Raw genomic sequence first — 17,909 nt, forward strand, 5'->3', positions numbered from 1 at the left:
GCGGAATACCGGGCAGAAGCATGTACCGGGCCCTCTCGCGGGAAAACCGATATGTGCCTCAGCCCGGCAGGCCTGTCCACTTGCCCCGACGGGCAATCAGAAATCCGCCGCCAGTTCCAGACCCAGCACGCGGCCCTTGGAAATGGGCGAGAACGTGCCCGCAGCCGGATGCGGATCGAAGGGGCGGTTATTGCCGTCCGAATAGGCGCCGCCAGCAAAGCCCAGCTGCGTGTCGCCGCCGAACTGGACCTCGTCCAGCAGGTTGCGGCCATAGAGCGTCAGGGTAAGCCCGGAATCCGCCAGCTTCAGCGCCAGGCTCGCATCGAGCCGGTCCGACGCCGAATTATAGCCCCAATTATTGTCGGTATAGGCATAGGCGGAACGGTGCTGGAAGAAAGCGTTGGCCACCAGCATGCCGAGGCCGCCCAGGCCCACTTCATAGCGCGCACTGCCGCCCCAGGTCCATTTGGGCGCGCGCGGCAGGGCAAGGTCGAGGTCCGCCGCGTCGATCACATTGTCCGAATTGAGATCGAAGAAGATGCGGCGATATTCGGCATCGGTGTAGCCGACATTGGCGGACAGGGTCAGGCCGGTGGCGGGTGCCAGCTGAGCCTCTACCTCGCCGCCGCGAATGCGAGCGTCAGCGGTGTTGTAGACCGACTGGGCGAGGCCGGAGGTCAGGCTCGGCACGTTCACTTCGCGCTGCAACCCGCCGATGTCGGTCCAGAACACCGCCGCGTTGACGCGGGCAACACCGTTGGCAGCCTGCCACTTGGCCCCTGCCTCATAGCTGTCGACCTTTTCCTCGTCGAAGGCGGGCGAACCGAGTTCGGCCGCGACCTGCTCGAAGGCGGCAGGCTGGGTGATGCGCAGATTGTAGCCGCCCGAACGGAAACCGCGGGTCCAGCTGGCGAAAAGAGTGCTCTCTTCCGAAGGCTTGTAAGCCAGCGCCACGCGGGGCGAGAGGCCGTCCCACGCGCGCTTGTCGGTAAAGCCGTTATTCTCGCCCGCCACGCGCTGGCCGCCGGTGGGGCAGGTCGCGTCGATGGCCGAACAGGCGTCGCGCGGGCGGACATAGGTGATCGCCGCGCTCTTTTCCTCGCGCGACCAGCGCAGGCCAGCCGTGAGCGTCAGCGCCGGGGTCAGAGCGTAATCGGCCTGGCCGTAAAGCCCGTAGACGTCATGGCCCTGCCTGCCGCCGCCATAGGACTTGACCGCCTGGCCCAGCCCGGTGAGGTCGCGCACTTCGTCGTAGCCGACGTCCTGATGGAAGATATAGGCGCCACTCGTCAGCGAAAGCGCGCCGTAATCGGCAGCGTAATAGAGTTCGTTGGACCATTGTTCCTGACTGGTGCCGGTATCCGAATGGAACAGGTGCACTGGCGAGGAATCGATGTCGTTGCGAGTGGAAAGATCATATTTCCGCCAACCGAAGATGTTGGTCAGCTTGCCCCGGCCCAGCTCATACTCGCCGCGCAGAGTGACAGAGCCGCCCTCGCTCCGGTAGAAGCCCGGCTCGTCCAGCGAGACGTCGAAACTGTCGCGCGGATGCTGGCCATTATTGTGGCCGACCGCGCCCTGCCCCGAACTCTTGGTCCACTCGCCTTTCAGGGTCAGCGTCAGGCGCTCGGCCGGGCGCAGGGCAAGGCCGCCGCGCAGCACGGTGGTCTCTTCCTCGCCCAGATCGCCGCCATCGTAGAGGTTCTTGAAATAGCCGCCGTCACTGGTGTGCAGCGCACCCAGCCGGATGGCGATCTGGTCCGAAAGCGGGCCCGACACGACCACGCGCGCGGTGATCAGCGGATCGCCCCGCCCTTCATCCACCGGGCCTTCCACGGCCATGCGCAGATGGCCTTCCCATTCCCAGCTGGGATCGGCAGTGGTGACCAGCACCGCGCCGCCCGTGGTGTTGCGCCCAAAGGCCACGCCCTGCGGCCCGCGCAGCACGTCCACCTGTTCCACATCCAGCATGTCGAACACGCTGCCCGCATTGATGCCGCTATAGACGCCGTCGACGAACAGGCCGACCGCCGGGTCAATCGAGGGAATGGAGCTGTTGATGCCCAACCCGCGAATGGCGAAATTGGCTACGCCCTTGAAGGTCCCGATCGGGTCGAGCGAGACATTCGGGCTGGCATAGCTCAGCGTCGAAAGGTCCTGCACCTTGCGGTCATCCAGCGCGGCCTTGTCGATGGCGACCACGCTACCTGCGTAGTCGAGCTGGTCGGCCCCCGGCTCCTTGGCGGAAACGATGATGACGCTCTCGCCCTGCTTCGGCGCAGCGGCTTCTTCAGCGGCCGCCGGGGCGGCAAAGCTCAGGCAAACCGCAAGGGCGGAGAGGGAAAGGGCACCAGTGATGCGCGGCTGCGACATTGTTGTTTTCTCCCACGCATCCGGCCTCAACCCCGGCCGGGCGTTTCGCGCGCCCCTCTGGCGGCAAGCCATCGGCCTGTCAATTGACGCTACGGAAACCTAGGTTTTTAAAGGAAAACTCGCTCAACTGGCGGCAGTGCCACTGCGCCCGGCTGTTCGCCCCAATGGGCCATGTTGAACACCGCGCCGGAACGGCGGACCTTGGCCACGCGGCGCAGGTCGATATCGGCAAAGGCCCATTGCGAAGCATCGACATCGCCCGCCACCACCACGCCATCGTCGGGAAAGCCGAGATCGGGCGGGCCATAGACTGCCGCCGCGCCGTGGTTTTCGTCCACCGCCGGGGACCATTGCGCCATGCCTACGGTGGGGGCCTGGACAGTATAGCACTGACCTTCCAGCGCCCGCGCCATCGCGCCGATCTTCACGCGGTTGAAGCCCGCCATGCTGTCGGTGCAGCTCGGCACCAAGATCAGTTCCGCCCCAGCCTCCACCAAGGCGCGGCCCAGCAGCGGGAATTCGCTGTCATAGCAGATCAGCACGCCGATCCGGCCCAGTTCAGTCTCGAACAGGCGCAAGGGGCCGCCGGAATGGACGCCCCAATGTTCCCGTTCGAACCGGGTCATCACCAGCTTTTCCTGCACGCCCACAGCGCCCGACGGCGTGAACAGCCGCGCGGCATTGCGGTAATAGCCATCGCGCAGCACCGGAATACTGGCGGCAAGGATATGGAGCCCGAACTCACGCGCCAGTTCCATGTGCAGCGCATCCACATGTGGCGCCATGGAAGCGACGAAACGCAGCGAGCCTTCCAGATCGCCCATCGTCTCCGCATCGAGCGAGGCGAGTTCCATCGAACCATATTCGGGAAACACCGCCAGCTTCGATCCGCGCCGCGCGGCATAGCTCACCCAGCCGGTGATCTTGCTGACGTAGGAATCCCAGCGATCGTGGCGTTCGATGGGATATTGGGCTGCTGCGACCGTGAAGCTCAAATGCTGCGCATCCAATATTGCATGGGCTTGAGGCTTTCGCTTTCCTCCCCATGCTCCTTCCACGCAAGATGGGTGATGAAATCTTCCACCGGGGAATAGCCGCGTTTGCGCCAGAACGGATCGAGGGCACTGTAACCCGTTGGCCGCGCGGGATGATCCGCGGGGCGCACCACTGCCGCGAAGCAGGCCCGGTCTGCCCCCGCCGCCTTCGCCGCCGCCTCGCGATGGTCGAAAAAGGCGTGGCCGATGCCGTGGCCGCGATAGTCGGGCAACAGCACGCTTTCCGCGAAATAGAACAGCTTCGAAGTATCGATGCCCTTGTCCTCGAACACCTGTCGGAACTCGGGCTTCTGCGCCCACATGGGCGAAGCCGTGGCAGCACCGATCACTCGATCGCCATCGAAGGCGGCGACCAGCACCGCATCGGGCGCGGCGGCGAATTCCTTGAGGTATTCCGCCTCGTAAGCCTCGTCCCCGTCGTAGAGATAGGGATAGGCGGCGAAGACGGCGATCCGCAGCGCGGCAAGGTCCTTGAGGTGAGCGGCGAGCTCCTCGCCCGCCAGCGGACGGACGGAAACGCTCATCCGCCGACCTGCCGGACCCAGTCTTCCAGATTGTAATAGACTGTGACCCGCGCGATCAGACCGTCCGCAATCTCGAAGAATGCCCCGGCAGGCAGGACATATTTTTGGCCTGCCGCCTCGGGCAGGCCTTCATCGGTGGTCAGATATTCGCCATGCACGATGAACTCAGCCGCGGCGCGCATGCCTTCGTCATTGGCCATGATCGCAATGTCGGTCAGTTTCTCGGCATAGCAGCGGTCCATATGGGCCAGAAACGCGCGGAAGGCATCCTTGCCGGACTGGCGGGCACCCTGATTGATGTCATGCGCCACGTCTTCGGCCAGACAGGCAAGCATCCCCTCGCCATCGCCGGAATTGAAGGCGGCATAATAGGTTTCGACCAGCTTCAGTGCCTTTGCGCGCGCCATGAAATTCTCCCTGCAGGTTCCCGGGTGAGCTTCCCGCGCCGTTAGGCAATCGCGGGGGATCGGACAATTGCTTTTCGGCGCGGTGAGCGTATAGGGAACCGATCGCCCCGGCCAGGCAGTCCGAACCGACTCGCTAGCGCCGGGGCTTGCTATTTTTCCGAGGAAAACGATGACCCGTCGCCGCCAGATCTACGAAGGCAAGGCCAAGATCCTTTACGAAGGCCCCGAGCCCGGCACGCTGATCCAGTACTTCAAGGACGATGCCACCGCATTCAACGCGGAGAAGCGCGGCACGATCAACGGCAAGGGTGTGATCAACAATCGCATCAGCGAGCATGTGTTCACGCGCCTCTCGCACATCGGCATTCCCACCCATTTCATCCGCCGCCTGAACATGCGCGAGCAACTGGTGCGGCAGGTGGAAATCATCCCCATCGAAGTGGTCGTGCGCAATGTCGCCGCCGGTTCGATCTGCAAGCGTCTGGGCATGGAAGAGGGCGAACCGCTGCCCCACACGCTGATCGAATATTACTTCAAGGACGATGCGCTGGGCGACCCGATGGTAGCCGAAGAACACATCGCCTGCTTCAACTGGGCCAGCAATGAGGAGATGCAGGACATCTCCGCCATGGCGATCCGGGTGAACGATTTCATGTGCGGCATGTTCGCCGCGATCAACATCCGCCTGATCGACTTCAAGCTCGAATTCGGCCGCATCTGGGACGGCGATTACAGCCGCGTGATCCTGGCCGACGAGATCAGCCCCGATGGCTGCCGCCTGTGGGACATGGCCACCGGCGAAAAGCTGGACAAGGACCGCTTCCGCCGCGACCTCGGCGGCGAGGAAGAAGCCTATCAGGAAGTGGCCCGCCGCCTTGGCCTGATGCAAGACGACGGCGCCCCCGGCGAAGTGCTCGACCTCTCCGCCCACCGCAAGCTGCGCGGCAAGACGGAAAAGCCGAAGAAGTAACACAAAGCCCCCTCCCGATCCGGAGGGGGTTTTTGTTTGGCGAATTGTCAGCCTGCAAACTCGACGCGAGAGGCCGCTGACAGAGCCTCCTCAGTCGTCACCCTGAACTTGTTTCAGGGTCCATTTCTCCTGCTCAAGCTGATGCCTGTGGGGAAAGATGGATGCTGAACCAAGTTCAGCATGACGATAGCGGATAGCCAAGGGATGATGGCATCGTGCGTCTGCAAACGATCCGATCGCCTTTTGTTTGCCCCCACCCTTTCACGCATCATTCAGCGATGTGACTTCACATCCGCGTTCCCCCTGCTACGCAGGGAGCCAGACAGGCCAAGGCGGCTGCCCGCCATGGCCGGAAAATAAGCTGGCTTTGCCCCGGCCTTGACGGGGGCAACGGGAGTGTGATGCGTTCAGTTCTTACGGCAATCGCCGCCCTATCCTTAACCACTGCCCTTCCCGCCTATGCCAACCCGGCTCTCGAAGCCGCGCAGCAGGCCGCTGCTGCTGCGGAACAGGGCAGTCAGGCAAAGCCCCTCTGGGCGTTCGAGGAAAGCGATCTTCCGCTCGACACGGCCTATCGCTTCGGCGTGCTGCCCAATGGCATGCGCTATATCATCCGCCATAACGCCACCCCGGCCGGCACGGGAGAGGTGCGGTTGGTGGTCGATGCCGGATCGCTGGCCGAGAACGATAACGAACTGGGCTATGCCCATTTCATCGAGCACATGGCCTTCAACGGCTCCACCAACGTGCCCGGCAACGAGATGTACAAGCTGCTGGAGCGCGAGGGGCTGGCCTTCGGCGCCGATACCAATGCCTCCACCAATTACGACGTCACGCTCTACAAGCTGGACCTGCCGCGCAGCGATCCGGCCCTGCTGGGCACGGCCCTGATGCTGATGCGCGAGACCGCTAGCGAAGTGACCTTCGATCAGGACGCGATCGACCATGAAAAGGGCGTGATCCTCTCTGAAAAGCGCGTGCGCGATACTTTCGCCCTGCGCAATCTGGTGGACCGGCTGGACTTCCAATATCCCGACGCCCGTTTCGTGAAGCGGCTGCCCATCGGCACCGCCGAGACGATCGAAGCCGCGACCAGCGCCAGCCTGCGCGCACTCTATTCGCGGATCTACACGCCGCAGAATTCGGCCATCGTGGTGGTAGGCGATTTCGACCCCGATCTTGTCGAACGCGAGATCAGGACCCGCTTTTCCGATTGGGCGCCTGCACCGCAGGGCCCGCAGGACATCGACGCAGGGCCGGTGAACAGCGAACTGGCCGGGCAGACCGACATCTTCATCGATCCCGCCCTGCCGGAGAATCTCTCCGCAACCCGCAACGGGCCGTGGATCGACGAGCCGGACACGGTTGAGAACCGCTTCCGCAACCTGCTGCGCCAGATCGGCTATGGCATCGTCAACCGCCGGTTCGACCGGTTGGCCAATGGCGAGAACCCGCCTTTCCGCGATGCCTTCTTCGGTACCAGCGACGTGTTCGAAACCGGCCGGACCACCAGCCTTGTGGTCGCCTCGGCCGATGGCGAATGGCGCAAGGGGCTGCTGGCGGCCGTGGAGGAATATCGCCGCGCCATGAGCTTTGGCTTCAGCGAGGCGGAACTGGCGGAACAGGTCGCCAATCTGCGCACCGGGCTGGAAAATACGGTGGCGACGGCCGAAACCCGCTATAATTCGACCTTTACCGAGGCTGCGATCGGCCTGCTGCGCGATGGCAGCGTGCCGACCACACCCGAAAGTGCCCTCGCCCGTTTCGAGGCCGCCCTGCCCCGCATCACGCCCGAAGCGGTGCTGGCAGCCTTGCAGGCCGAGGCCCTGCCGCTCGACAATCCCATGTTGCGCTTTCAGGGCCGGGTCGCGCCCGAAGGCGGCGCCGATGCCCTGCGCGCGGCATGGAACGAGGCCACCGCCGCCCCGGTGGAAGCGCGCACTGGCCAGGATGCGGGCAGCTTCGGCTATACCGATTTCGGCATGCCCGGCACGGTAGTGTCGGACAGGGTGGAGCCGCGCCTCGGCATTCGCGAGTTGCGCTTCGCCAATGGCGTGCGGCTCAACCTCAAGCGCACCGACCTGAAGAAGGACCGGGTGACGTTCGAGATCAATCTCGACGGCGGCGACATGCTCAACACGCGGGAGAAGCCGCTCGCCACCGGCATGGTCACCAGCCTGCCGCTGGGCGGGCTCGGCAAGCACAGCTATGACGATCTCCAGTCGATCCTGGCGGGCAAGAGCGTGGGCCTGGGCATCGCCAGCGATGGCGAAACCTTCCAGATGCAGGGCACGACCACCCCGCGCGATCTGGAACTGCAGCTGCAATTGCTGACCGCGGGCATTGCCGATCCCGGCTATCGTCCGCAGGGCGAGGAACGCTATCGCCGCGGCGTGCGCGATTTCTTCGCCAGTCGCGATGCGACCCCGGCGAGCGCACTGGGCAATGCGCTGGGCGGGATCGTCTCCGATGGCGATCCGCGCTTCACGATCCGTCCCGAGGCCGATTACATGGCGCTCGATTTCCAGCGTCTGAAGGCCGATGTAGGTGACCGGCTGGCCAAAGGCGCGCTGGAAGTGGCGCTGGTCGGCGATTTCGACGAGGAGCAGGCAATCGCCATGGTCGCCCGCACGCTGGGCGCCCTGCCCGCGCGCGAGGATGCGTTCCGCCCCTATGACGAGAACCGCGTCCGCAGCTTCACGACCGACCGGAGCCCGCGCACTGTGTGGCATGACGGCGCGGCGGACCAGGCGATGATCCGCTTCACCTGGCCCACCCGCGACGATAGCGACGCGCGGGAAAGCGCCATTCTCGGCCTGCTGGATGCCGTGGTACAGATCGAACTGACCGAGGAACTGCGCGAGAAGCTGGGCAGCACCTATTCGCCCTCCGTCAGTGCCGGTCAGTCACGCTTCTATACCGGCTATGGGACGTTCGACATTGCCGCCTCCATCGCCCCGGCGGACCTTGAAACCGTGCGGCAGGCCATCGTCACGACGATCACCGCCCTGCGCGCTACTCCGGTGGATGACGACACCCTGCTGCGCGCCCGCCGCCCGCTGGTGGAGAACATCGAGAACGCGCTGAAGACCAATGGCGGCTGGATGGGCCTGGTCGACCGCGCACAGTCCGAACCCGAGCGGATCGAGCGTTTTCTCGGATCGAAGGCGCTGCTGGAAAGCCTGACCGCCGAAGATCTGCGCCAGCTGGCGCTGCGCTATCTCGATCCGGCACAGGCGCTGGAAGTAGTTGCCCTGCCGCGCGCGAAAGGCACGCAGGGGGAGGAATAACGTCACCGGCTTGCGAAAAACGCGCCATGAGGCCATAGGGCGCGCGAGTCCATCAAGCCGCATTTGCGAAAGGCGCCGCCCATGAAAGTCCGGATCCATGTCAGCCTCAAGCCCGGCGTGCTCGATCCGCAAGGCCGCGCGATCCATCACGCGCTGGAAGGCCTCGGTTTCGGCGGCGTCAACGATGTCCGCGCCGGCCGCGAGATCGAGCTGGACGTGGACGACAGCGTGACGGACGAAAATCTCGACGCGATGTGCAAGCAGCTGCTCGCCAACATGGTGATCGAGAATTACCGCATCGAACGGGTGGCGGCATGAGCTTCCGGGGCGCGGTAGTCACCTTTCCGGGCTCCAATTGCGACCGTGACATGGCCGTCGCGCTGGAGGCCGTCTCCGGCGTTCCCGCGATCCGCGTCTGGCACGGCGATGCCGAGCTGCCCGCCGATCTGGACTTCATCGCCCTGCCCGGCGGCTTTTCCTATGGCGACTATCTGCGCTCCGGCGCAATGGCCGCGCGCAGCCCGGTGATGCAGTCGGTCGTGGCCGCCGCAAAGCGCGGCGTGCCTGTACTCGGCGTGTGCAACGGCTTCCAGGTGTTGACCGAAGCGGGCCTGCTGCCCGGCGCGCTGATGCGCAACGCCAGCCAGCACTTCATCTGCCGCATGGTGAAGCTGAAGGTGGAAAACAGCCAGTCGCTGTTCACCTCGGGCTACGAAGCCGGGCAGATTCTGGACATCCCTGTGGCCCATCATGACGGCAATTACTTTGCCGACGATGCCACGCTCGACCGGCTGGAAGGCGAAGGCCGCGTAGCCTTCCGCTATGCCGAGACGGTCAACGGCTCCGCCCGCGACATTGCCGGCGTGCTGAACGAGACGGGCAATGTGCTGGGCATGATGCCCCACCCCGAACGCGCCATCGAAGACGCACTGGGCAGCAGCGATGGCCGCGCCCTGTTCGAAAGCGCGATCCGGAGCCTGGTGGAAGCGTGAAGCTCTGAACTGTCACCCCGGACTTGTTCCGGGGCCCAGCTGGTTTCCAATGCGAGCGAGACGGATATCCTGTCCGTCCTACGCCGCTCCGTGTAAATCCTGAAGAGAAGCGGGACCCCGGATCAAGTCCGGGGTGACCGTCATCACGCCGCGGCGCCTCGCCCGGCCAGCGTGCGGAAGAGGGTGATCGCATCGGCGGCGTCCATCGGGCGACCGAAATAATAGCCCTGAATCTTGGTGCAGCCCAGTTCGCGGATCAGTGCGGCTTCCTCGGCCGTTTCCACGCCCTCGGCCGTGGTCGCCATGTCGAGGCTCTGGGCCATGGCCACAACGGCGCGAATGATCGCCAGGCTTTCCGCATTGTCCTTCGCCGCGCCCTGCACGAAGCTGCGGTCCACCTTGATGGTGGAGAAGCGCAGCTTGCGCAGATAGCCGAGCGAGGAATAGCCGGTGCCGAAATCGTCGAGCGCGATCGAGCAGCCCAGCGCCATGATCTGTTCCAGCGTCGCGCGGGCCGTGGCCCCGTCACGCACGAAGATGCTCTCGGTCACTTCGATTTCCAGCCGGTGGGCCGGAAGCCCGGTCGCGGCCAGTGCGGCGACGACCTTGCCCGAGAACTGCGGATCGAGCAGCTGTTCACCCGAGACGTTAACAGCCACACGCACATGGGCCGGCCAGTTCAGCGCTTCCCGGCAGGCTTCGCGCAGCACCCAATCGCCGATCGTCACGATCAGGCGGGTATCCTCGGCCAGCGGAATGAACTTGGCCGGGCTGATGAAGCCGTGTTCCGCGCTGTTCCAGCGCAGCAGCGCCTCGAAGCTGACCACGGTCTCGCTGCGGGCGTCGACCACGGGCTGGTACTGGAGATACAGTTCCTTGCGGTCCAGCGCACGGCGCAGGGCAAATTCCAACTGGCGGCGTTCTTCCGCATCGGCATGCAGCGAAGGCTCGTAAGGCCAGTGGACCGAGCCGCCTTCGTCCTTGGCGCGATAGAGCGCAAGGTCGGCATTGCGCATCAGCGTCTCGACCGAATCCCCATCGCGCGGGCCCAGCGCCGAGCCGACGCTGGCGCCGACATAGAGCGTGTGATGATCGACATCGTAGGGCAGCGAGAGGTGATCGATCACCGCGCGGGCGACCTTTTCCACACGGGTCCGGTCCGAAGCGTCGCGGATCACGATGGCGAATTCGTCGCCGCCCAGACGGCCGCACAATTCGTTCTCGCTCATCAGGCTCTTCAGCCGGGCCGAAACCTGGGCGAGCAGCTGGTCGCCGACCTGGTGGCCGAGCGAATCGTTCACGGCCTTGAACCGGTCGAGGTCGATCATCAGGAAGGCACAACGCGTGCGCCATTGATCGGCATAGCGCAGAGCCTCGTTCAGCGCCTCGGTCAGCATCAGGCGGTTGGGCAGGCCGGTCAGCGTATCGTAGCGGGCAAGATAGGCGATCTTCTCGTCGCTCTCGCGCTGTTCGGTCACATCCGAACCGACGCCGCGGAAGCCATGGAAGGTGCCGTTCTCGTCGATGATCGGGGTGCCGGAAAGCTCCCACCAGCGCTTGGAATTGCCGATGCACACCTGCACCAGTAAATCCGAGAAGCTCTCCCGCCGCTTCAGGCGTTCGGCAAGGTCATGCAGGCTGGGCGGGAACTGGCCGGTTTCCCAGGCCGACCCGGCGATCAGCTGGATGAAGCTCTTGCCCTCGATCTGGTCGAGTTCCTTGCCCAGCGCATAGACGAAGCGCGAACTGGCCGAACGCACGCGGCGCGACGTATCGATCTGCCACAGCCAGTCGGCATCGGTATCCTCGAATTCGCGCAGCAGCAGCGACACCACCTCGCTCTTTTCGGCAACGCCCGCCTCGGCGATACGGGCCGAAAGATAGGTCCGCGCGCCGCGAATGGCGCCGCCCATGGCCAGGCCGCAGAAGGATGCGGCCAGCGCGGCATAGCCAAGCGCACCGTCCACCGCGAAACTGAAAATGGCCGCTGTCCCGGTCACCCCGGCAAAGACCAGAGTCGCCACCGGAGTGGCGGCGAAGGCCAGAGTGGTGCCGGTGATCAGCATGGTCATGATCGCCCAGAAGGCGAGCCGGTCTTCCATCGGGCCATGCGGCTCGAACAGGAAGAAGGGCACGGACCATACGGCCGCGACCAGTGCCACGCTGAGCGCGTGGCCAGCATATTCGCCCTTGGTCATCGCCCGGCGATCGACATCGCGCAGGCCGTTATCGACCCGGCTGGCGTTCCACAGCACGCCCACCAGCGCCACTGTCCATCCGGCCAGAAGTAGCGGCGATACCTTGCCGAAGAAGATGCTGACCGCGATCACCAGCGCGATGGCGTGTGCAAGAAAACGCGAGAGCGAAAGCACTTCGAGCCGCGAATATTGCAGCGCGCGCAATCTGGCCCAGCTCCCTTCCTGGGGCTGGGTCACGCCGATGACGGCGAGGTTGCTCAGCCTCAAGGGAAGCTGAGGAATATCAGAGTGCGAGTCCGTCACGCCCCGGGGGATAGCTTGGAATGGTTAGCGCAGCGTAAACTCCGCCGGTTATTCCCGCAGGCCCGCAGCGGCGGATAGCTATCGGCCGATTAGCTCATCTCCGGCGAGGAACTGGAACAGCGCGCCGCTCCACGCCGCGCGATCCGCGATCAGGCTTTCATAGCCATCCGGCTTCCACGCGGCGCATTGGGCCACGATATCCGCCAGGGCGAGCACGTCATGCAGACCGGTTGCGGCAAGCACCGCTTCGCGCCCCTGTTCGCTAACCGCGCCCCACATCAGGATCGCCCCGTCGGCCACCACCGCCTGTCCTGCGATCTGGACCGACACGCCCCCGTCCGGGCGGGCGGCGGCGAGAAAGGCCGAGAAGGCGGGCTTGGCGTGATGATCGAGCTGATCCAGCCGTTCGAGCGTCAGATAACGGTAGTTCTGATATTCGATCTCGCATTTCTGCTCGACCACGAAGACCTTCCCGGTGCTGCGGCAACGAAAGCAGTAATCCAGCGTCGAGCGCCTGCCTTCATGCAGCACGGTCGGGCGCCCGAGATCTTCATAAGGCGCGCGCGGATCGCGTGCCCAGATGCGGACGATTTCCTCGGAGAATATGCCGAACAGGCGGGAAAGGAACTTGCCCCGCCCGGCATGGGCACCCGGCTGGCGAAAGAAGCTGTCAAACCCGGCGGCGGCCGGAACCGACGACACTCGTCACTCCACCGTGACCGATTTGGCCAGATTGCGCGGTTGGTCCACATCCGTGCCCTTCACGCAGGCCGTGTGATAGGCCAGCAATTGCACCGGCACGGCATAGACCAGCGGCGCGATCAACGGATGCACTTCGGGCATCTCGATCGTGGCAAGGCAGCCCTCGCCCGCCTCGGCCAGGCCCTTCGCGTCAGAGATCAGCACGATCTTGCCGCCACGCGCGCGCACTTCCTGCATGTTGGAGACGGTCTTCTCGAACAGCGGACCCGAGGGAGCGAGCACGATCACCGGCACGGCCTCGTCGATCAGGGCGATGGGGCCATGCTTCATCTCGCCGGACGCATAGCCTTCGGCGTGAATGTAGCTGATCTCTTTCAGCTTGAGCGCCCCTTCCAGCGCCAGCGGATAATCCGGCCCGCGCCCGAGATAGAGCACGTCGCGCGCAGGCGCGATCAGATGCGCCATGGCGGCGATTTCCTCGTCATGGGAAAGCGCGGCATTCAGGCTGGCCGGTGCTTCGAGCAGATGGCCGACGACTTCCGCCTCTTCCTCACGCTCCATCCGCCCCTTCTTTACCGCCAGATGCGCGGCGAGCGCGGCCAGCACGGCCAGCTGGCAAGTGAAGGCCTTGGTGGAAGCCACGCCGATTTCCGGCCCGGCATGGGTGGGCAGCAGCAGATCCGCCTCGCGCGCCATGGAACTGGTGGGCACGTTCACCACCACCGCGATCACCTGGCCTTCCGCCTTGCAGTGACGCAGCGCGGCCAGCGTATCCGCCGTCTCGCCGCTCTGGGAAATGAACAGGGCCAGCCCGCCCTTTTCCAGCACCGGCTCGCGATAGCGGAACTCGCTCGCCACATCGATGTCCACCGGCACGCGGGCGAAACGTTCGAACCAGTATTTCGCCACCATACCTGCGTAATAGGAAGTGCCGCAGGCCACGATGGTGACGCGCTTGACGCCCGAAAGATCGAAATCGATCTGCGGCAGGGCAACCTTGCGTTCGAGCTGGCGGATATAGCTGCGCAGCGTCTGCGCCACGACCACCGGCTGCTCGAAGATCTCCTTCTGCATGAAGTGGCGGTAATTGCCCTTCTCGATGGCGATGGAAGAGGCGCCGGAAGTGGTGATCTCGCGCTCGACGGGGTTATTGTCCTTGTCGAACACCTGCGCGCCTTCGCGCGTGATGATCACCCAGTCCCCCTCGTCGAGATAGGAGATGCGCTGGGTCAGCGGCGCCAGCGCCAGCGCATCGGAGCCGAGATAGGTCTCCCCTTCCCCATAGCCGACTACCAGCGGCGAACCGAGCCGGGCGCCGATCAACAGATCGGGGTGGGAGCGGAAGGCAATGGCCAGCGCAAAGGCACCGCGCAGGCGGGGCAGCACTTCGCTGACCGCTTCGGCCGGGGCCATACCCGCCTCGATCTTCTCCGAAACGAGATGGGCAACCACTTCGGTATCGGTCTCGCTCTCGAAATGGCGACCACGCGCCTGCATTTCCTCGCGCAGCGGGCGGAAATTCTCGATGATGCCATTATGCACCAGCGCCACTTCGCCGGTGGCATGCGGGTGGGCATTGCTGGTGGTGGGCGCGCCATGGGTGGCCCAGCGCGTATGGGCAATGCCGACCAGGCCCGGCGCGGGATTGCTTTCCAGCTCCGTCATCAGATTGATCAGTTTGCCCGGCGCGCGGCGGCGGATCAGCTGGCCGCCATCCACCGTGCAGACGCCGGCGGAATCATAGCCGCGATATTCCATCCGCCGCAGGCCATCGACCAGCCGCGCCGCAACCTGTTCCTTGCCGACAATGCCGATAATTCCGCACATGCTTCTAGCTTTCCTGCACTCTGGAGAAAACGCAGCAGGAGAGCTTTGCTCCGGCCGAATCCCGTGACTTGGGTCTGACAGGCGCCCGCCGGTCCATCAATCCCCGTCGAGCAGATTGCCCAGCCCGCCCAGCACCGATCCTTCGCCCCGGTTCTGGCCGCCCATCGGGCCGATTGCCGCAGCCATGCGGCCGGCGAGGCGGGAGAAGGGCATGGACTGGATCCACACCTTGCCCGGCCCGCGCAGGCGGGCAAAGAACACACCTTCACCGCCGAAGATCATCGACTTGACCGAACCGGCGCGCACCACGTCGAAATCGATCCCGGCGGTATAGGCGGCAACGCAGCCCGTATCGACATGCAGTTCCTCGCCGGGGGCCAGCGTGCGTTCGGTCACCGTGCCGCCCATCTGGACGAACACCCAGCCATCGCCTTCCAGCCGCTGCATGATGAAACCTTCGCCGCCGAACAGGCCGGTCATGATGCGCTGCTGGAAATGGATGCCGATGGAAACACCGCGCGCGGCGGCGAGGAAGGCATCCTTCTGGCAGATCAGCGTGCCGCCGACCTCGTCCAGCTTGAGCGGCAGGATCGTGCCCGGCACCGGTGCGGCGAAGGCGACCCGCGCCTTGCCCTGCCCCTGATGGGTGAACACAGTGGTGAACAGGCTCTCGCCCGTTACCAGCCTCTTGCCCGCGCCCAGCAGCTTGCCCATGAAGCCGCCGCCCTGATCGCCCCTGCCATCGCCGAACACGGTGGACATTTCGACATGGGCGTCCTTCCACACCATTGCCCCGGCTTCGGCCACGGCACTTTCGCCGGGGTCCAGCTCGATCTCGACGAATTGCAGTTCCTGGCCCTTGATCTCGAAATCGACATCGTCGGCGACAGACGAATTGCGGCTGTGGCTCCAGGGGCTCTGGCTCATGTATCTCTCCGGAAAGGGAAGCGGGGGGCTTACTTGGCCTTCTCGGCCTTCTTCTTCTTCATCGCGTCATGGAACTGGTCGGCCCAGCCGGGTTTTACCAGCTGCTCGGCCCGGACCATGCGCAATTCGCCCTCGGCAACGTCGCGCGTCACCGCGCTGCCCGCCGCGACGATGGCATCGGCCCCGATCTTCACCGGGGCAATCAGCGAGGAGTTCGATCCGATGAAGGCGCGCGGGCCGATCACGGTCTTGTATTTGAAATAGCCATCGTAATTGCAGGTGATGGTCCCCGCGCCGATATTGGCGCCTGCGCCCACTTCCGCATCGCCCAGATAGGTCAAATGATTGGCCTTGGCGCCGGGGCCGAGCACGGCGTTCTTCATCTCGACGAAATTGCCAACCTTGGCGCCTTCCTCCACCCGTGCACCGGGGCGCAAGCGGGCATAGGGGCCCACTTCGGTTCCGGTGGCCAGCGTCGCGCCCTCCAGATGGCTGAAGGCGCGGATGCGGGCCTTGTCCGCCACGCTCACGCCGGGGCCGAAGATCACATTGGGTTCCACCAGCACATCGCGGCCCAGCTGCGTATCCCAGCTGAAGAACACCGTATCGGGCGCGGTCAGCGTGGCGCCGTCCGCCATGGCCTGCGCGCGGCGGCGTTTTTGCCAGCGGGCTTCGGCCTCGGCCAGTTCGGCGCGGCTGTTGATGCCCGCCACTTCGTCCGCATCCTCGGCCACCACCACGGCACAGGGGCGTCCGTCGGCCAGGGCGAGGTTCACGATGTCGGGCAAATAATATTCGCGCTGGGCGTTATCGTTCTTCACCCGGTGAAGTAGGCCGAACAATTCTTCCCCGCGCACTGCCATCAGGCCGGAATTGCACAGGCCCACGGCCCGCTCCGCCTCGCTGGCGTCCTTGAATTCCACCATCTTGGCGATGGAACCATCCTGCGCGATCACGCGGCCATATTGCAGCGGATCGGCCGGTTCGAAACCCAGCACCACCACGGCGGGTGCATCGCCCTCGTTCAACCTTTCCGCCATGGCGCGCATCGTGTCCGGGCGCACGAAGGGCACATCGCCGTAGAGGATCAGCACGTCGCCCGGAAAACCGCCCAGCGCGCCTTCGGCCTGCTGCACGGCATGGCCGGTGCCCAGTTGCGGGTCCTGCACGGCCATTTCGACCCGGCCGCCCAGCGCTTCCTTCAACTGGTCGCGCAGATCGCCCACGATCACCACGGTGCGTTCCGGCGCCAGTTCGGCCAGCGAAGCGAGCAGATGCTCGATCATCGGCCGCCCGGCAACGGGGTGGAGGACCTTGTGGGTATCGCTCTTCATCCTGGTGCCCTTGCCTGCGGCAAGCACGATGGCGGCGATGGGGCGTTTGGCGTCACTCATGGCTGCGGGGCATGCCACCATTTTGTTGCGGTTTCCATATGGGCACGGCACAGGAGCCCGCGATGACCACAGTTCCTTTTTCCGCAATCGGCTTCGACCTCGACGGCACGCTGGTAGATACGCAAGGCGATCTCGGCGTAGCGGTGAACCACGCCCTCGCCCTGATCGGGCGGGCGCCGGTGCCGCTGGAAAGCGTCGAATCCCTCATCGGCGGCGGTTCGCGCCTGATGCTGAAGCGCGCGCTGGACCAGACCGGCGGCCAGATTCCCGACGAGGAGTTCGAGGAACTCTATCCGAAGCTGATCGCCCATTATTCCGCCAATATCGCGGTCCATTCCCGCCCCTATCCCGGCTGTCTCGCTGCGCTCGATGCGCTGTCCGGGCTGGGCGTCGGCCTTGCGGTGGTGACCAACAAGCCCGAAGCGCTCTCGCTGCTGCTGCTCAAGGAGCTGGACATGCTGGGCCGCTTCCAATGCGTGATCGGCGGCGACACCCTGCCCCGCGCCAAGCCGCATCCCGACACGGTGCTGGAAGCGCAGGCCCGCTGCGGCGGCGGCTCCTTCGCCATGGTGGGCGATTCATCCTTCGACGTGCGCGCCGCCAAGGCCGCCGGCGTCCCCGCCGTGGCACTCAGCTTCGGCTATCACGACATGCCTGTGCCGGAACTGGGCGCAGATGTGGTGATCGACCATTTCGACGAATTGCTCGGGGCGCTGAAGGGGCTTTGATACATTTGACGCACTCGTCATCCCGGGCTTGACCCGGGATCGCTGTGATCTGGGTGCTTCGTGGCCAGCGGTCCCGGATCAAGTCCGGGACGACGGATCAGGCTGGCTCCACACTACCCTGTCACCCCGGCCCTGTGCCGGGGTCCAGCTTTGTGTCCGGAAATAGCGGGATCCCGGAACAAGTCCGGGATGACCAGGTGGGAAGAGGCAGCCTGTCCG

General features: G+C 64.8%; 14 protein-coding genes. 5 read left to right on the plus strand and 9 right to left on the minus strand.

What is annotated here, in order from left to right:
- Window positions 1-96 precede the first annotated feature (96 nt).
- From WFP36_RS10770 to WFP36_RS10785, 4 genes are all read right to left on the minus strand, one after another.
- Entirely contained in the window at window positions 97-2,373 is a 2,277-nt protein-coding gene (locus WFP36_RS10770; RefSeq protein ID WP_336980392.1) for a TonB-dependent receptor, read from the minus strand.
- A 107-nt stretch (window positions 2,374-2,480) separates the two neighbouring features.
- Window positions 2,481-3,368, minus strand: a complete 888-nt coding sequence (locus tag WFP36_RS10775; protein ID WP_336980394.1) for a carbon-nitrogen hydrolase family protein — start codon at window positions 3,366-3,368, stop codon at window positions 2,481-2,483.
- Window positions 3,365-3,952: a GNAT family N-acetyltransferase gene (locus tag WFP36_RS10780; RefSeq protein ID WP_336980396.1), complete on the minus strand. Its 588-nt coding sequence runs from the start codon at window positions 3,950-3,952 to the stop codon at window positions 3,365-3,367. The genes WFP36_RS10775 and WFP36_RS10780 overlap by 4 nt, the downstream gene beginning before the upstream one ends.
- Window positions 3,949-4,359, minus strand: coding sequence for a ketosteroid isomerase-related protein (locus tag WFP36_RS10785; protein ID WP_336980398.1), 411 nt, complete (start codon window positions 4,357-4,359; stop codon window positions 3,949-3,951). The genes WFP36_RS10780 and WFP36_RS10785 overlap by 4 nt, the downstream gene beginning before the upstream one ends.
- 169 nt (window positions 4,360-4,528) lie before the next feature.
- On the opposite strand from WFP36_RS10785, the gene purC reads away from it, so the two are divergent.
- The 4 genes from purC to purQ all read left to right on the plus strand — a co-directional run bounded on the left by purC (window position 4,529) and on the right by purQ (window position 9,611).
- A complete protein-coding gene (gene purC, locus WFP36_RS10790) occupies window positions 4,529-5,329 on the plus strand; it encodes a phosphoribosylaminoimidazolesuccinocarboxamide synthase (protein ID WP_336980399.1) in 801 nt (266 codons plus the stop codon).
- Window positions 5,330-5,730: 401 nt separating this feature from the next.
- Window positions 5,731-8,619, plus strand: a complete 2,889-nt coding sequence (locus WFP36_RS10795; protein ID WP_336980400.1) for a M16 family metallopeptidase — start codon at window positions 5,731-5,733, stop codon at window positions 8,617-8,619.
- Window positions 8,620-8,700: 81 nt separating this feature from the next.
- Window positions 8,701-8,937, plus strand: coding sequence for a phosphoribosylformylglycinamidine synthase subunit PurS (purS, locus tag WFP36_RS10800; RefSeq protein WP_336980403.1), 237 nt, complete (start codon window positions 8,701-8,703; stop codon window positions 8,935-8,937).
- Window positions 8,934-9,611: a phosphoribosylformylglycinamidine synthase subunit PurQ gene (gene purQ / locus WFP36_RS10805; protein WP_336980405.1), complete on the plus strand. Its 678-nt coding sequence runs from the start codon at window positions 8,934-8,936 to the stop codon at window positions 9,609-9,611. Before purS ends, purQ begins: the two co-directional genes overlap by 4 nt.
- Window positions 9,612-9,754: 143 nt before the next feature.
- On the opposite strand, the gene WFP36_RS10810 is transcribed toward purQ, so the two are convergent.
- From WFP36_RS10810 to glmU, 5 genes are all read right to left on the minus strand, one after another.
- The gene (locus WFP36_RS10810) at window positions 9,755-12,046 is read right to left on the minus strand and encodes a putative bifunctional diguanylate cyclase/phosphodiesterase (protein ID WP_336980407.1); all 2,292 of its coding nucleotides are present in this window, start codon (window positions 12,044-12,046) and stop codon (window positions 9,755-9,757) included.
- 144 nt (window positions 12,047-12,190) lie between these two features.
- The gene (locus WFP36_RS10815; protein ID WP_336980409.1) at window positions 12,191-12,814 is read right to left on the minus strand and encodes a hypothetical protein; all 624 of its coding nucleotides are present in this window, start codon (window positions 12,812-12,814) and stop codon (window positions 12,191-12,193) included.
- Between the two features lie 3 nt (window positions 12,815-12,817).
- Window positions 12,818-14,641, minus strand: a complete 1,824-nt coding sequence (gene glmS / locus WFP36_RS10820) for a glutamine--fructose-6-phosphate transaminase (isomerizing) (protein WP_336980411.1) — start codon at window positions 14,639-14,641, stop codon at window positions 12,818-12,820.
- 96 nt (window positions 14,642-14,737) lie between these two features.
- Window positions 14,738-15,568 carry a TIGR00266 family protein gene (locus WFP36_RS10825; protein ID WP_336980413.1) on the minus strand — a complete coding sequence of 277 codons (831 nt, stop codon included), beginning with the start codon at window positions 15,566-15,568 and terminating at the stop codon, window positions 14,738-14,740.
- Window positions 15,569-15,597: 29 nt separating this feature from the next.
- Window positions 15,598-16,962 (minus strand): bifunctional UDP-N-acetylglucosamine diphosphorylase/glucosamine-1-phosphate N-acetyltransferase GlmU, encoded by a 1,365-nt coding sequence (gene glmU / locus WFP36_RS10830; protein ID WP_336980415.1) that lies wholly within the window; start codon window positions 16,960-16,962, stop codon window positions 15,598-15,600.
- Window positions 16,963-17,024: 62 nt separating this feature from the next.
- Here glmU and WFP36_RS10835 point away from each other — a divergent pair, with 62 nt between their 5' ends.
- Window positions 17,025-17,690, plus strand: a complete 666-nt coding sequence (locus tag WFP36_RS10835; protein ID WP_336980417.1) for an HAD-IA family hydrolase — start codon at window positions 17,025-17,027, stop codon at window positions 17,688-17,690.
- Window positions 17,691-17,909: the final 219 nt, after the last annotated feature.

This window comes from Fulverythrobacter fulvus (genome assembly GCF_037154085.1).
GTDB classification, from domain to species: domain Bacteria; phylum Pseudomonadota; class Alphaproteobacteria; order Sphingomonadales; family Sphingomonadaceae; genus Andeanibacterium; species Andeanibacterium fulvum.

Bases quoted from the DNA above. Each gene is read 5' to 3' on its own strand.
- WFP36_RS10770 (WP_336980392.1), bottom strand. From the start codon at position 2,373: ATGTCGCAGCCGCGCATCACTGGTGCCCTTTCCCTCTCCGCCCTTGCG.
- WFP36_RS10780 (WP_336980396.1), bottom strand. From the start codon at position 3,952: ATGAGCGTTTCCGTCCGTCCGCTGGCGGGCGAGGAGCTCGCCGCTCAC.
- WFP36_RS10785 (WP_336980398.1), bottom strand. From the start codon at position 4,359: ATGGCGCGCGCAAAGGCACTGAAGCTGGTCGAAACCTATTATGCCGCC.
- purC (WP_336980399.1), top strand. From the start codon at position 4,529: ATGACCCGTCGCCGCCAGATCTACGAAGGCAAGGCCAAGATCCTTTAC.
- WFP36_RS10795 (WP_336980400.1), top strand. From the start codon at position 5,731: ATGCGTTCAGTTCTTACGGCAATCGCCGCCCTATCCTTAACCACTGCC.
- purS (WP_336980403.1), top strand. From the start codon at position 8,701: ATGAAAGTCCGGATCCATGTCAGCCTCAAGCCCGGCGTGCTCGATCCG.
- purQ (WP_336980405.1), top strand. From the start codon at position 8,934: ATGAGCTTCCGGGGCGCGGTAGTCACCTTTCCGGGCTCCAATTGCGAC.
- glmS (WP_336980411.1), bottom strand. From the start codon at position 14,641: ATGTGCGGAATTATCGGCATTGTCGGCAAGGAACAGGTTGCGGCGCGG.
- WFP36_RS10825 (WP_336980413.1), bottom strand. From the start codon at position 15,568: ATGAGCCAGAGCCCCTGGAGCCACAGCCGCAATTCGTCTGTCGCCGAC.
- glmU (WP_336980415.1), bottom strand. From the start codon at position 16,962: ATGAGTGACGCCAAACGCCCCATCGCCGCCATCGTGCTTGCCGCAGGC.
- WFP36_RS10835 (WP_336980417.1), top strand. From the start codon at position 17,025: ATGACCACAGTTCCTTTTTCCGCAATCGGCTTCGACCTCGACGGCACG.